Source organism: Mycobacterium asiaticum (assembly GCF_001673365.1).
GTDB classification, from domain to species: domain Bacteria; phylum Actinomycetota; class Actinomycetes; order Mycobacteriales; family Mycobacteriaceae; genus Mycobacterium; species Mycobacterium asiaticum_A.
On sequence record NZ_LZLS01000112.1, the window covers coordinates 1 to 14,220 of the forward strand.

The window sequence follows — 14,220 nt, forward strand, 5'->3', positions numbered from 1 at the left end:
CGCACGTGCTCACCGCGCACTCGCTTGAGCCGATGCGACCGTGGAAGGCCGAGCAGCTGGGCGGCGGCTACCAGGTGTCCTCCTGGGTGGAGAGCACCGCGGTGCTGGGCGCCGACGCCGTTATCGCGGTCAGCTCCGGCATGCGCGACGACGTCCTGCGCATCTATCCGACGCTGGACCCGAGCCTGGTTCACGTAATCCGCAACGGCATCGACACCGAGGTGTGGCATCCCGCGGGGCCGGTGCGCACCGGGTCGGTACTAGAGGAGTACGGCGTCGACCCGAACCGGCCCATCGTGGCGTTCGTCGGGCGTATCACCCGGCAGAAGGGTGTGCCGCACCTGGTGGCAGCCGCCCACCAATTCAGCTCGGACATTCAGCTGGTGCTGTGCGCCGGGGCGCCCGACACCCCCGAGATCGCCGAAGAGGTGCGCTCGGCGGTGACCCGGCTCGAGCACACCCGCACTGGGGTGTTCTGGATCAGAGAGATGCTACACAAGGCCAAGCTCCGCGAAATACTTTCGGCGGCAACGGTTTTCGTGTGTCCGTCGATATACGAGCCGTTGGGCATCGTGAACCTGGAGGCGATGGCGTGCGCGACGGCGGTGGTGGCCTCGGACGTCGGCGGCATCCCCGAGGTGGTGGCTGACGGTGTCACCGGGTCGCTGGTGCACTACGACGTCGACTTCCCGGAAGCCTACGAGGCCAGGCTGGCCGAGGCGGTCAATGCTCTAGTCGCCGACCCCGTCAAGGCGCGGCAGTACGGGCACACCGGCCGTCAACGCTGTATCGAAGAATTCTCCTGGGCTCACATTGCCGAGCAAACGTTGGACGTCTACCGCAACGTGTGTGAGTAACCCAGTGAGCCGGTCGGCCGCTCTAGCTGGTGACGCCCTTGAGCTCGTCGCCCAGCGCGGCAGCCTCGTCCGGCGTCAGTTCGACCACGAGGCGACCGCCACCTTCCAGTGGTACCCGCATCACGATGCCGCGCCCCTCCTTAGTTGCTTCTAGTGGACCGTCGCCGGTCCGGGGCTTCATCGCCGCCATCGAGTGCTCCCTCCGAATTCGAGCTGGCCCGCACCCGCGGACCTGGTCGGCGCCGAGCATGCCCCGCCAGTGGATTTCCAGCCATACCCGACATTGAACTGCCAAATCACCCCACCATTGTTCCCTATCCGAGTCACAAGGTGCACAAAGACCCGGTTCTGGGACGAACTTGCCCGTTTCACCCAGCGGTTGCCTGCACCCAGCAAGAGCGGATGTGATCGTCGACCATGCCGGTCGCCTGCATCAGCGCGTACGCGGTGGTGGGTCCGACGAAGCGGAAACCGCGGCGCTTGAGCTCACGCGCCATCGCCCTTGATTCCGCACTCACGGAGGGGATTTCGGATATGTCGACGTACCGGGGCCGGGCCGGCGGCGCGAACGACCACAGCAGTTCGGACAGATCTTGCGGCGACCCGAGGTCGACGGCGGCACGCGCGTTGGCCACCGTCGCCTCGATCTTGGCGCGGTTGCGCACAATGCCGCTGTCGGTCAATAGACGCTGCACGTCAACGTCGGTGAAGCGGGCGACCTTGTCGACGTCGAAGCCGTGAAATGCGCGTCGGAAATTTTCCCGCTTGCGCAGGATGATCAGCCAAGACAGACCGCTTTGAAAGGCTTCCAGGCTCAGCCGCTCGAACAACGCCGTGCCGTCTTTGAGCGCACGGCCCCACTCCTGGTCGTGATAGTCGCGATACAGCTCGGCATCGGGTCCGGGGCGAACCTCGGCCCAGCTACAGCGAATCAGGCCTTCGCGGCAAGGTGCGTCCACTACTTGCGCGCCTCATCGCTACGCGCTGCATACTCGCCGCGGTGGCTCATGTCGGACCGGAACGGTCCGACCCGACGGCGTCGACGCCTGAGGGCTCCGCGTCCTCGGCCACATCGTCTAGCGCATTGGGCTGTGCCTCGCTGCTAGAGGCTTGCAGGGCCGCCACCTGGCCCCGCAGCGTCTCCAACTCACGTCCCAACCGGTCCAGGACCCAGTCGACTTCGCTGGTCTTATATCCACGAAGCACCTGGGTGAATTTGACCGCATCGACGTCGCCGGCCGTGACGCCGAAGGCCGGCAGGACGGTGGCCGTCGTCGCGCGCGGCAGGGGTGGCAATTGTTCGCCGCGACCGAACAACAGACTCGCCGCGCCGAACAGCACAACCGCCACAAGGACCAGAACCACCAGGTAGAGCAACACCAACGCCACGCGACCGATCCTGCCCTATGGCACCGACAAACAGTCGATCAGTGCGGACGCAACGCGTTCATCGGCGGCCGGTCGTCCAGTGACACCGGCAGCGTGTGCTGGGTGAAGCCGTCCCCGACGGGCAAGAACTGGGTCAAGCCGACTCCGGAGTCGGGAATGCCGCATCGGGAAAGTAGCGTGGCAATCACTTGGCGGCTCATCGCACCGAGCTCCTCCAGCGGCCGGTTGCGGTGCGTCCGAACACCCAGGTTGACCTGCGCGATCGCGTCCAAACCCAACCGATCGAAGGTGTCGATCAACAGGCCGATCTCGACGCCGTAGCCCGGGGCGAACGGCAGCGAAGTCAGCAGTTCACGACTTGCCGCGTACTCCCCGCCCAGCGGCTGCAACACGCAGCCCAGCTCAGGGCGCAGCGCCGCCAGGAGCGGTCGCGCCACCAGTTCGGTCACCCGTCCGCCACCGGTGGAGCCCGCGTCACCGCTGGCATCACCCTTGGTCAGCGGGCGCCGGTAGAAGCCCTTGACCAGGTGAATTCCGTCACCGGTGAGCAGTGGGCCCACCAGATTGGGCACGAACCTGGGGTTGGGGTTGACCAGATCGGAATCGATGAACACCACGATGTCGCCGCGGGTTGCCGCCAGAGAACGCCACAACGCCTCGCCCTTACCGGGTCGGGTGGGCAACTCGGGCAGCGCATGTTCGCGGCTGACGACGCGCGCCCCCGCGGCGATAGCCCGAATCTCGGTGTCGTCGGTGGAACCGGAATCGAGCACGATCAGCTCGTCGACCAGCCCGTCAACCAGCGGGGAAATGCTGTCGATGACCGACTCGATGGTGTCTTCCTCGTTGAGCGCCGGGAGCACCACCGAAATGGTCCGACCGGCCTTGGCCGCGACCAATTCGCTGATCGTCCAGCGCGGACGGTTCCAGGTATGGACGGTGGCGAGATCACCCGCGACCAGCTCAGATGCTGTCATGCCAGTCCTCTCACCGTGCGTGTCGGGCGACGCGTCCCCTGGATCGAGGCCACCATCTCCAGCGTCCTCCTGGTCGCCGCAACTTGGTGGACGCGAAACATGCGTGCCCCGGCGGCTGCTGCCAGCGCGGTAGCCGCCAGTGTCCCCTCAAGTCGTTCGGTCACGTCCACGCCCAGAGTCTCCCCGACAACATCCTTATTGCTCAAAGCCATCAGCACCGGCCACCCGGTATTAACGACATCGCTCAGATGTCGCAACAGGAGCAGCCCGTGGAAGGTGTTCTTGCCGAAATCGTGGGCCGGGTCGATCAGCACCCGGTCGCGGGCTACGCCGACCGCAACTGCCCGCTCGGCAGCGGCTGTGACCTGGCGAATCACATCGTCCACCACGCCGCGGGTAGTCGTACCGTAACTCACCCGGAAGGGACGTGTGCGCGGTAGCGCTCCCCCGGTGTGCGCGCAAACCAAGCCGGCGTCGAATTCGGCGGCCACCTCGGCCAAGGCCGGGTCGACGCCGCCCCACGTGTCGTTGATGATGTCCGCACCCGCCGCACAAGCCAGTTTGGCGACCTCCGAGCGCCAGGTGTCGACGCTGATCAGCTGGTCGGGATAGGCGTCGCGGAGCCACTCAACGAACGGCACCAGGCGGGCGATCTCGGTTTCGGCGTCGACGGTCTCACCGGGGCCCGCCTTGACCCCGCCGATGTCGATCACGTCAGCGCCCTCGGCGACGGCACGGTGTACGGCGTCGCGCGCTGGGCCGTCGGCGAAGGTCGCGCCCTGGTCGAAGAACGAGTCCGGGGTGCGATTGATAATCGCCATGATCAGCGCGCGATCTGACGCCACCCGGCGACCGCAGAACGTCGAGTGGCCGACTGCTGTCGACGAGGTTGGGCGCACGCGTCCATTTTGCCTGGGTCGTGGGTGCACTGGCGGCCTCGAGTGTGCACTGGCGGCGTCGAGTGTGCACTGGCGGCGTCGAGTGTGCATCCAGGGCGTGAAAATCGCCAATTCACCGCCGTAGCCGCACACGCGAAACCGTGAGCGCACACTCAAACGGCGAGGCCGGCCAACATCAGCCCTGCGGTCGCTTACCCGCGGCGACCTCGTCCGGGTAATCGTCGTAGTACTCGACGTAGCCCTCTTTGCGCCCGGCCAGCACGTACAGCGGGTCCGCCACGTCCGGGCCGTAAGCCTGCTTGCGCAACTCGACTTTGCGGCTCTTGAACGTCGTCGTGTGCTCCAGCGACTCCACCAACCGCACGAACAGCGGAAGCGCGTAGCCGGGCAGCCTGTCGTACACGGCGCCGGCCAGGGATTGGCCGTCGAATTCGCGGCCCTCCCGCAGCTTGACCGCGGCCATGCCGGCCCGCCCACCGGTATTGGGCACCTCAACCCCGAAGACCGTGCACTCTTCGACATTGGAATCGGTCGACACCGCGGCCTCGACCTGCGTAGTGGCTACGTTCTCGCCCTTCCAGCGGAATGTGTCGCCCAACCGGTCTACGAATGCCGCGTGGAACATGCCCTGCGGGCTCATCACGTCACCGGTGTTGAAATAGCAGTCACCGTCCTTGAAAGCGTTGCGTACCAACTTCTTTTCGCTGGCTTTCTTGTCGGTGTAGCCGTCGAACGGCTGCAGCCGGTTGACCGGGCTGAGCAGCAGGCCCTGCTCGCCGTCGGGCACCCGGCGAACCCGTCCGGCGTCGTCACGAACTGGTTCGCCGGTGTCCGGGTCGTACTCCACGTAAGCGAGCGGCATCGGCGAAATGCCGGTGCTGCGAGGCACATTGAAGATATTGATGAACGCGGTGGTACCTTCACTGGCGGCGTAGAACTCGCAAACCCGGGAAATACCGAACCGTTTGGTGAACTCGTCCCAGATGTCCGGACGCAACCCGTTGCCGGCGATGACCCGAACCTTGTGTGCGCGATCGGTTTTCTTGGGCGGTTGGTTAAGCAGGTAGCGGCAGACCTCGCCGATGTAAATGAAAGCTGTTGCTTCGTAACGGATTACCTCGTCCCAGAACCGGGACGCCGAGAAGGACTTGCCCAGCGCCAAAGTCGCGCCGGAGTTGATCACCGACGACACCGCGACGGTGAGCGCATTGTTGTGATAGAGCGGCAGGCAGCTGTAGAGCGTGTCGGAGGCCTTCAACCGCAGCCCCAGGCCGCCGAATGCCCCGAGCGCTTTGAGCCACCGGTAGTGCGTCATCACGCTGGCCTTCGGGTAACCGGTGGTCCCCGAGGTGAAGATGTAGAACGCGGTGTCCTTGGCGCGCACCTCCGACGCCGACGCAGGGTTGGTGGCCGGCGCGGTCGTCGCAAATCGCGCCAAGTCCTCGACGGTGACCACCTCACCGGCCGAACCCCCGGATTCGCTGACAGCACTGACCAAGTCGGATTCGGCGATGAGCACCTTGGCATCCAGCAGGCCCAGGCTGTGCGAGAGGACATCACCACGCTGGTGGTAGTTCAGCATGCCGGCGATCGCACCGCATTTGACGACGGCGAGCATCGTGAGCACCGCGTTCGGCGAGTTACGCAACATGACGCCGACGACGTCGCCAGGACCGACACCCCGCGCGGCCAGCACCGCGGCGTAGCGGTTGGCGGTCGCGTTGGCTTCGCGATACGTCAGCTGCTCGTCGTCGAACTTTAGGAAGATCCGGTCGGCGTAGCGCGCTGCCCGCTCCTGAAACACCGCGCCGATAGACGCTTTGGAGCCGGGCCGCGGCAACAGTCCGGTCCTGACCGCGCGCAGGATCGACGGCGCGTCGGCAATCACGCCGGGTACTCGTGTCGCGATATCGGTGAGCTTGACTCGTACGTGCGCTCCGCCGTCGTGATCAGACACCTGATTCCTCGATTCTTTCCAGACCGCCTCGGTCCGGCGCGCACGCCTGCAGCGCCTCGCCGACCTTATCCACTACTACGAGCCGATCGACGGCCGCCTGGGAGATGTAACCGCTGTCGAGCAACTCATATATCCACGCCAGGAACCCGTCGAAATGCCCCCACGGATCCAGCAGCACGATCGGCTTGTCGTGCACGCCGAGATAGCCCTCAGTCCACGCGCTCAACAATTCGTCCATAGTGCCGACACCACCCGGCAGCGCGATGAACGCATCGGCACGGCTTTCCATTACTCGCTTACGCTCGCTCATGGTGTCGGTGACGATTAGTTCGTCGGCGCCCCGGTCGGCCAATTCGCGGTTTAGCAGCATTCTGGGAATTACCCCGACGGTCCATCCGCCGACTGCGCGCGCCGCCGAAGCGACCGCTCCCATCGCCGAAACGTGGCCGCCGCCCCAGACCAGGGTCCAGCCTTGCGAACCGATGCTGGCGCCGAGCGAGGCGGCGAGTTCGAGCAAATCGGGGTGCGTCGGCGAGGCTGCGCAGTACACGGCCACCGTCCACTGAACATCGGTCTCTGCGGGCATACACGGAAAGGTAGACCAACGCCGCAGGGCCTACGCATGCCACGGGTAGGGGTCACCATAAACTCACAACGATGCCGATTCGTTGGAACGTCCCGCAGCACGCGGCAGCCCTGGAACGGCTCAATGCCGCTGTCGGCGACACGGGCGGGGCCGTCGTACTGGGACCTGACGGTGTCGGCAAATCGACCCTGGCGCGATTGGCTGCCGAACAGTTCTGCGCCCAGCACCCGACCACGACAACCCGCTGGGTGATCGGCACCCCAGCCGAGCGGGTGGTTCCCTTCGGCGCTTTCGGACATTTAATCGACATCGCCGACATCGGGAAACCGGCAGCGTTGCTGCGGGCCGCTCGCACCTCGCTGATCCGCGCCGCACAGCAGGGCGATCTGCTGCTCATCGTCGACGAGGCCCATGACTTGGACATCCTGTCGGCCACCCTGGTGTATCAGCTGGCACTGACCCGAGCCGCGCGGATGATCGTCACCGCGCGCGCCGATGCGGCACCGCCGGCAATCGCTGCACTGTGGGCCGATGGGCTGCTTGATCGTATTGACATCGCGCCGCCTCGCGGCTCGACGACCGCGGGTGAGGTTGACGAGTTTCTCGCCGAGTTACCGGCCCCGGCGCGGTCGGTGTTGGACTACCTTGCCGTGGCGGAGCCGTTGTCGGTGGCGGATCTGAGCGTGCTGGCCGGAGACGGCGCGGTCAGCCAGGCCGAGGATCTGGGCGCGGCCGAAACTCGGTTACGCGGCGGCAGCACCGACCCCGCGATGGTCTACACCGCACACCCACTGTTCGGTGCACGCGCCCTGGCGAAGCTGGGCCGCGACGGCGCGCGGCAGCGGCGCACCGACCTGGTCAACCTGCTGTCCCGGCATCCCTCCGAGCACCCGACCAACCGGCTGCGACTGGCGTCGCTGGCGCTGGACAGCGACGCGCCCCAACCGGTCGCCGAGGTCGCAGCGGCCGCACAGCAGGCGCTGCGCTTAGGCGACCTGTCGCTCGCCGAGCGGCTGAGCCGGGCGGCACTGGAGCGGTCCGGCGGGCTGGATGCGCGCGTGGTGCTGGGTCAGGCTTTGGGTTGGCAAGGACGTGGCCGCGAAGCGGGCACAGTGCTGGGGGCGGTGGATCCCGCGAACTTGTCCGAGGCTGAGTTGATCGCCTGGGCCGTGCCGCGCGCGGCCAACCAGTTCTGGATGCTTGGCGAGCCCGAGCGGGCAACCGCGTTCTTGCAGACCACCCGCAACCACGTCACCGAACCGGCGGCACGCACAGTGCTGGACGGGCTTACCGCCACGTTCGCGATGAACTCCGGAAATCTGCAGCGCGCCATCACTCTGGCCACCGACGTGCTTGCCAAACCGGACGCTGCAGACATGGCGGTGGCCTGGGCGGCCAGCGCGGCCGCGTTGTCCTCGGCACGGATGGGCCGGCTCAGCGACGTTGACCGCTTGGCTGAAAAGGCTTCCACTGCAGAGCATCCCGGGCTGTTGCGGTTCACCGTGGGGCTTGGGCAGATCACGTCGTTATTGATGGCCGGCGAGGTGGCGCAGGCACAGGCATTGGCCCAGCAGTTCACCGATTTCGCCGAGCTCCAGCAGCCCGGCCGGGCCATCGGCGAGGTGCTGCTTGCCTATGTGTTACTCGCAAAGGGCGAATACGAGACCGCGGCAGCCTTTTTGGATCCCTGCGCCACCGAGTTGGAACGTACCGGCTATTCGTGGGGTCCGCTGTCGTTAATGTTGCTGGCGACTGCAATTGCCCGTCAGGGCGACATACCCGGATCGGCAAAAGCGTTGCGCCGGGCTGAAAATCGGCATGGAACGAAGTCGGCGTTGTTCGCTCCCGAGCTCGGGCTCGCACGCGCCTGGACCCGGGCGACGGCCCGGGACCGTCCCGGTGCCGTCTCCGCGGCACGGGATGCGGCTCGCATGGCGGAGCGTTCCGGCCAATCGGCAGTGGCGTTGCTGGCCTGGCATGATGCCGTCCGACTGGGCGACCTGCGGGCGGCGGAGCCCGCGGCCCGGCTCGCAAGCCAAATCAGTTGCCCGGTAGGTGATCTCATTGCCAGACATGCTCGCGCACTGGTCGCCGGCGATGGTGCCGGGCTCACGTCGGTGGCCGACGACCTGGTTGCAATCGGGATGGGCGCCGCGGCCGCTGATGTGGCGTCGCAGGCTCAGCGACTCAGATAACCGCGCAGCATGTCGACCGCGGCGGTGATCTGGGCAACCGGCACGCGCTCGTCACGCTTATGGGCCAGGTTCGGGTCGCCCGGCCCGTAGTTCAGCGCCGGAATGCCACGGGCCGCAAACCGAGACACGTCCGTCCAGCCGTACTTTGCCCGCACCTGCCCGCCCGCGGCCTCGACCAGCGCACGTGCGGCCGGCGCCGACAACCCGGGCAGCGCACCGGTGGCGGAGTCGGTCAGCTCGATGGCCACATCGAGCCCGTCGAAGACCTCGTGGACGTGCTGCAGCGCAGTGTCGGGCGAGCGGTCCGGAGCGAAGCGGAAATTGACCGTCACCGACGCGGCGTCGGGAATCACGTTGCCGGCCACACCACCGTCAACGCGGACCGCGGACAGTCCCTCGCGGTACACGCAGCCGTCGATGTCGACGCTGCGTGCCTGATAGCTGGCCAGCCGGTCCAGCACCGTACCTAGCTTGTGAATCGCGTTGTCGCCCAACCAAGAACGTGCCGAATGCGCGCGGGTTCCGGTCGCGCTGACGACCACCCGCAGGGTGCCTTGGCAGCCCGCCTCGATGAAGCCGGCGGTGGGTTCACCCAGAATGGCCACATCGGCGGTCAGCCAGTCCGGCAGCTCTCGCTCCAGGCGCCCCAAACCGTTTGCTGCGGAATCGATTTCCTCGCAGTCGTAGAACACCAGGGTCAGATCGTGCGCGGGTTCGGCCACGGTGGCGGCCAGGTGCAGGAAAACCGCATCGCCGGATTTCATGTCCGAGGTGCCGCAACCGTGCAGTTCGCCGTCCTCGATCCGGCTGGGCAGGTTGTCGGCCACTGGCACCGTGTCCAGATGCCCGGCCAGCAACACCCGCGACGGGCGGCCCAGTGCGGTGCGCGCCAGCACCGCGTTGCCGTTGCGAATGATCTCGAAACCGGACGTTTGCGCCCGCAGGGCTGCTTCGACCTCGTCGGCGATGCGAGCCTCGTTTCGCGATTCGCTGGGGATGTCGACTAACGCCACGGTCAGCTCGACGGGATCGCCATGCAATTCCAGCACGGGGCCAGCCTAGTCCGGCGAGCAGACGCAGAATCGCACTAACGGGGCCGCTGGGATGCGATTCTGTGTCTGCTCGCGGGACCAAGTAACCTGACCGCCGTGACTGGAGCTGCAGCTGTTGGGCTGGCGACCCTCGCCTCGGACGGATCCGTCCTCGACGCGTGGTTTCCCGCACCGGAACTGACCGAATCGAGTACCAGCGCCACTTCGCGACTGGCCATCTCGGACGTCCCGGCAGAATTGGGCGCACTCGTCGGGCGCGACGACGACCGGCAAACCGAGACCATCGCAATCCGCACGGTGATCGGCTCGCTGGACGACCAGGCCGCCGACGCGTACGACGCCTATCTGCGGTTGCATCTGCTCTCGCACCGACTGGTGGCGCCCCACGGGCTGAACGCCGGCGGCTTGTTCGGGGTATTGACCAATGTGGTGTGGACTAACCGTGGCCCATGCGCCGTCGAGGGATTCGAAGCGGTGCGGGCGCGGCTGCGCCGGCACGGACCGGTGACGGTCTACGGCATCGACAAGTTCCCCCGGATGGTCGATTACGTGCTGCCGACGGGCGTGCGGATCGCCGACGCGGACCGGGTGCGGCTGGGCGCGCACCTGGCGGCGGGCACCACCGTGATGCACGAGGGCTTCGTCAACTTCAACGCCGGCACGCTGGGCGCCTCCATGGTCGAGGGCCGCATTTCGGCGGGCGTGGTGGTCGGTGACGGTTCCGACGTCGGTGGTGGCGCCTCGATTATGGGCACGCTGTCCGGCGGTGGCGAGCAAGTCATCTCGATCGGTAAGCGCTGCCTGCTGGGCGCCAACGCGGGCCTGGGCATCTCCTTGGGTGACGACTGTGTGGTGGAGGCCGGCCTGTATGTCACAGCCGGCACGAAAGTCGCTCTGCCCGAAGGTAAGTCGGTCAAGGCCCGGGAGCTCTCCGGTGCTGACAACCTGCTCTTCCGGCGCAACTCGATGACCGGAGCGGTCGAGGTGGTCTCTCGCGACGGTCAGGGCATTGCGCTCAACGAGGAGTTGCACGCGAACTGAGCGGGCGGAAAATTAGCCATCGGCCAGCAGTTGCTTCTTGAGTACCTTGCCCAGCGCGTTGCGGGGCAGCGAGTCCACCATGCGCACCTCGCGGGGCCGCTTGTGCACCGAGAGCTGTTGCGCGACATGATTGATCAGCTCGTCAGCAGCGGCAGACCCGACCACGTACGCGACGATGCGCTGGCCGAGGTCCTCGTCCGGTAGCCCCACCACCGCAGCCTCCTTCACACCGGGATGCCCGAGCAGCACGGTCTCGATCTCGCCCGCACCGATGCGGTATCCCCCCGACTTGATCAGGTCGACCGACTCGCGGCCCACGATGCGGTGCATGCCACCACCGTCCACGACCGCGACGTCTCCGGTGCGGTACCACCCGTCGGCGTCGAACGCCTCGGCGGTGGCTTCGGGCCGGTTCAGGTAACCGTCGAACAGCGTCGGGCCCCGAACAAGAAGCTTGCCAACGGTTTCCGCGTCATGCGGCACCAACTCACCGTGGTCGTCGACCAGTCGGGTCTGCACCCCAGCCAGCGGCAGGCCCACCCAGCCCGGGCGACGCTCGCCGTCGGCGCGCGTGGACAGGGTGATCAGCGATTCCGAAGCACCGTATCGTTCGATGGGCCGGTGCCCCGTCAGCTGTTCCAGCCGCTCGAACACCGGTACCGGCAGCGCGGCACTGCCGGACACCAATAGCCTGGCCGGCTTCAGCGCTTCGGCGGCCGCGGCATCATCCACCAGCCGCGACCACACCGTGGGCACCCCGAAATACAGCGTCCCGCCAGCCGCGGCGTAGCCAGCAGGCGTCGGTTTTCCGGTGTGCACAAAGCGATTTCCCACCCGCAGCGATCCCAGCAGACCAAGCACCAACCCGTGGATGTGATACAGCGGCAGCCCGTGTACCAACACGTCCTCCGGGGTCCACTGCCACGCTTCGGCCAGCGCGTCCAAATCGGCGGCGATGGCTCGCCGGCTAACCTGGACGCCTTTGGGCAATCCCGTTGTGCCCGAGGTGTATACCACCATCGCCAGGGCATCCGGTGCTGGTTCGGCGTAGCGATGCCATGATCTGGCATGCAACCGAACCGGTATGTGCGGCAAGCCTTCCGGCTCGTCCGGCACCGGTCCAAGCCAGGCCTGGGCACCAGAGTCGGCCAGCATATGACGGCGTTCGGCCACCCCGACATCGGCCGGCACCGGGACGACGGGTACCCCGGCGATCAGACATCCGGTGATTGCCAACACCGTCGAGGCGGTGGGCGTCGCGAGCACCGCGACCTGTCGCGCGCCGGCCACCCGCTCGGCCACCGATGTCGCGGCGCCGACCAGGTCGCTGCGACTGAGCGTGAACCCGTCGATACGGACCGCGTCGGGAATGTCGGTGGCGGTAACGGCTGAGGGATTCAGCGAGGTCAGCAGCACGTCAGGGAGGCTACCCCCCGTGCGGTGGCGGGAACAACGAACGCAGGGCGGGCGGCGGCTGGAATGGCGCCCAGGTGCCGGCGGGCTGCGCCAGCCGGTCCGCGATGGCCCAGATCGTAGCCGGGTGGTGCCCATATCCGATATGACTGCTGAGCACCGCGATGTTCTCGGCGCTCTTGGAGGGCAGGTCAATGCAGGTCTGCCAGGCGACCATGCCGTCGTAGCGGGAATAGATGGACGTCGCCGGCACCGGAAGGGGTTCGTTTTCGGCCAAGAGCGGCAACTCGTGGCGTTCGGCGTGCAGCCGCGCAAACAGATTGAACTGACTGCTGGCCCGCGACTGGCTGATGCGGTGCATGCGGTAGGGACTGCCCAGCGTGATCACCTGACGAACGGCCGACGGATTCCGTCGGGCCAGGGTGCGCGCGAAGATGCCGCCCAGGCTCCAGCCGATCACGCTGACCGGCGCCTGGTAGCGCTCGTGCAGTTCGGCAAGGCGGTCGGGCATCCCCGCTACCGCCTTGCGGGTCGGGCCGATGTTCACGCCAAGTCCCCAACCGTGCACCTGATATCCGAGGCCGCTCAGCAGCCGGCGCAGCGTCCACATGGTGCCATCACCGGCGAGCAGTCCGGGCAACGCCAGCACCGGATGTCCGTCGCCTACCGGCAACTTCCGCCGCAGCGGCAGCGCGGCAATCAGCTGGCCGTATTCGACTACGGCACGCGGGATATCGCTCAACCAGAGCCCCAGTGCGGGGGCGGTTCCGGCCACCGCACTGTCAACAGCGACCGGGCGGATAGCAGCTTGGGCTGCCGGCATGAATCAGGCCTCCTCATCCCAAATTTTCATCAAAGTTGCCAGGATCTCCTCGCCGCGGCCGAGCCCGGCCAGGTGAGACTCGCCCGGCAGGTGCAACAGCTCAGCCTTGGGTAGCCGGGACACGACGTGCTCCCCATGCGAGAACGGGATGATGTGGTCGTGGTCGCCGTGCCACCAGCGCACCGGGACCGTCACCTCCTCTAGCCGGAATCCCCAGTCGCGGGCGAAGACGATCACGTCGTTGAACGGTGCGGCCAACTGCTTGCGGCTGCCGTTGAGCAGGTCGTCGAGAAACATGGCTTTGAACTCGGGCCTGGCCAGCAGGTGCCGGTCGGCTTGCGGCGAGAGCATGGCGTACACGTCCAGTGCGGGTGAAGCGATCGGGCGGGCGGCCCGGATCATCAGGCTGGCACCAACCCGCAATGGATTGCCGCCGACTCGCAGCAGCGGCGCGACCCGTTGCCCCAGATCCATCAGCCCCCCACTGATTGCGTCGGACCCGCGCGTCGGAGCCACGCCACCGAGCACTCCGGCGGCCACCACCCGGTCGGACAGTTTTGCCGCGCACGCCAGCGTGTAGGGACCGCCGCCGGAGAGCCCGACGACGGCCATTTTGTCGATGCCGAGTGTGTCTGCGATGGTGCGCAGGTCGTCGGCGAAAGCCGAAATCGTCTCGTACTGATGCGGTGTCGACGATCCTATGCCGGGACGGTCCACTCCGATCAGCCGGATGTTGTGCAGGTCGGCGTAGATGCGGGCCTCGGTCGGGATCTGCCGCCGCGCACCCGGGGTGCCGTGCAGCCAGAACACGGCGCGTCCTTGCGGGGCACCAAACTCGGCAAAGCCTATTTGGCGGTCTTCGCCAACGGCGACGTTTCCTTCGATCTTGGGGCGTGCAATCGCGACGGGCATGCCGGGCAGCCTTTCACGTGAGTCGCCCCGGGCGCACCGTTTTGCCCCGGGACCGCGACGTGCTGACGGATACATTTTTGCATTCGATATGCTATCAGCGCAGGTCAGAGACTTTGGTG

General features: G+C 66.7%; 14 protein-coding genes. 3 read left to right on the top strand and 11 right to left on the bottom strand.

Translation table 11 applies throughout. The features are described 5' to 3' along the window. On the top strand, window positions 1-857 hold an 857-nt coding region (gene glgA, locus A5634_RS12765), incomplete at its 5' end, for a glycogen synthase (protein WP_065144417.1). 22 nt (window positions 858-879) lie between these two features. Here glgA and A5634_RS12770 read toward each other — a convergent pair. From A5634_RS12770 to A5634_RS12800, 7 genes are all read right to left on the bottom strand, one after another. After that, the gene (locus A5634_RS12770; protein ID WP_003406247.1) at window positions 880-1,047 is read right to left on the bottom strand and encodes a DUF3117 domain-containing protein; all 168 of its coding nucleotides are present in this window, start codon (window positions 1,045-1,047) and stop codon (window positions 880-882) included. 178 nt (window positions 1,048-1,225) lie between these two features. Beyond that, on the bottom strand, window positions 1,226-1,816 hold the full coding sequence (locus A5634_RS12775) for a DNA-3-methyladenine glycosylase I (RefSeq protein WP_065144418.1): 591 nt from the start codon (window positions 1,814-1,816) through the stop codon (window positions 1,226-1,228). A 46-nt stretch (window positions 1,817-1,862) separates the two neighbouring features. Further along, entirely contained in the window at window positions 1,863-2,246 is a 384-nt protein-coding gene (locus A5634_RS12780; RefSeq protein WP_065144419.1) for a DivIVA domain-containing protein, read from the bottom strand. 38 nt (window positions 2,247-2,284) lie between these two features. Further along, the gene (locus tag A5634_RS12785; protein ID WP_065144420.1) at window positions 2,285-3,223 is read right to left on the bottom strand and encodes a glucosyl-3-phosphoglycerate synthase; all 939 of its coding nucleotides are present in this window, start codon (window positions 3,221-3,223) and stop codon (window positions 2,285-2,287) included. Continuing rightward, window positions 3,220-4,044, bottom strand: a complete 825-nt coding sequence (gene folP / locus A5634_RS12790; protein WP_253861586.1) for a dihydropteroate synthase — start codon at window positions 4,042-4,044, stop codon at window positions 3,220-3,222. The genes A5634_RS12785 and folP overlap by 4 nt, the downstream gene beginning before the upstream one ends. A gap of 253 nt (window positions 4,045-4,297) precedes the next feature. Next, a complete protein-coding gene (fadD6, locus tag A5634_RS12795; RefSeq protein ID WP_065144422.1) occupies window positions 4,298-6,079 on the bottom strand; it encodes a long-chain-acyl-CoA synthetase FadD6 in 1,782 nt (593 codons plus the stop codon). Next, window positions 6,072-6,665, bottom strand: a complete 594-nt coding sequence (locus A5634_RS12800) for a TIGR00730 family Rossman fold protein (RefSeq protein ID WP_065144423.1) — start codon at window positions 6,663-6,665, stop codon at window positions 6,072-6,074. The genes fadD6 and A5634_RS12800 overlap by 8 nt, the downstream gene beginning before the upstream one ends. A gap of 71 nt (window positions 6,666-6,736) precedes the next feature. Here A5634_RS12800 and A5634_RS12805 point away from each other — a divergent pair, with 71 nt between their 5' ends. Beyond that, window positions 6,737-8,860, top strand: a complete 2,124-nt coding sequence (locus A5634_RS12805) for a GTPase domain-containing protein (protein WP_065144424.1) — start codon at window positions 6,737-6,739, stop codon at window positions 8,858-8,860. On the opposite strand, the gene dapE is transcribed toward A5634_RS12805, so the two are convergent. Then, entirely contained in the window at window positions 8,845-9,909 is a 1,065-nt protein-coding gene (dapE, locus tag A5634_RS12810; protein ID WP_065144425.1) for a succinyl-diaminopimelate desuccinylase, read from the bottom strand. The two genes, A5634_RS12805 and dapE, sit on opposite strands and share 16 nt — an antisense overlap. A 90-nt stretch (window positions 9,910-9,999) precedes the next feature. Between dapE and dapD the strand changes: the two genes are divergently transcribed. Next, entirely contained in the window at window positions 10,000-10,953 is a 954-nt protein-coding gene (dapD, locus tag A5634_RS12815; RefSeq protein ID WP_155769517.1) for a 2,3,4,5-tetrahydropyridine-2,6-dicarboxylate N-succinyltransferase, read from the top strand. A 12-nt stretch (window positions 10,954-10,965) separates the two neighbouring features. On the opposite strand, the gene A5634_RS12820 is transcribed toward dapD, so the two are convergent. Genes A5634_RS12820 through A5634_RS12830 form a run of 3 tightly spaced genes read right to left on the bottom strand, consistent with a single transcriptional unit; the run spans window position 10,966 to window position 14,101 of the window. Then, on the bottom strand, window positions 10,966-12,369 hold the full coding sequence (locus A5634_RS12820; protein WP_065144427.1) for an acyl-CoA synthetase: 1,404 nt from the start codon (window positions 12,367-12,369) through the stop codon (window positions 10,966-10,968). 10 nt (window positions 12,370-12,379) lie between these two features. Next, complete coding sequence (locus A5634_RS12825) at window positions 12,380-13,189, bottom strand: esterase/lipase family protein (RefSeq protein ID WP_253861579.1); 810 nt, start codon at window positions 13,187-13,189, stop codon at window positions 12,380-12,382. 3 nt (window positions 13,190-13,192) lie between these two features. Next, window positions 13,193-14,101, bottom strand: a complete 909-nt coding sequence (locus tag A5634_RS12830) for an alpha/beta fold hydrolase (protein WP_065144428.1) — start codon at window positions 14,099-14,101, stop codon at window positions 13,193-13,195. Window positions 14,102-14,220: the final 119 nt, after the last annotated feature.

Coding starts and splice junctions, on each gene's coding strand:
- folP (WP_253861586.1), bottom strand. CDS start 4,044: ATGGCGATTATCAATCGCACCCCGGACTCGTTCTTCGACCAGGGCGCG.
- A5634_RS12800 (WP_065144423.1), bottom strand. CDS start 6,665: ATGCCCGCAGAGACCGATGTTCAGTGGACGGTGGCCGTGTACTGCGCA.
- A5634_RS12785 (WP_065144420.1), bottom strand. CDS start 3,223: ATGACAGCATCTGAGCTGGTCGCGGGTGATCTCGCCACCGTCCATACC.
- A5634_RS12830 (WP_065144428.1), bottom strand. CDS start 14,101: ATGCCCGTCGCGATTGCACGCCCCAAGATCGAAGGAAACGTCGCCGTT.
- A5634_RS12805 (WP_065144424.1), top strand. CDS start 6,737: ATGCCGATTCGTTGGAACGTCCCGCAGCACGCGGCAGCCCTGGAACGG.
- A5634_RS12825 (WP_253861579.1), bottom strand. CDS start 13,189: ATGCCGGCAGCCCAAGCTGCTATCCGCCCGGTCGCTGTTGACAGTGCG.
- A5634_RS12770 (WP_003406247.1), bottom strand. CDS start 1,047: ATGGCGGCGATGAAGCCCCGGACCGGCGACGGTCCACTAGAAGCAACT.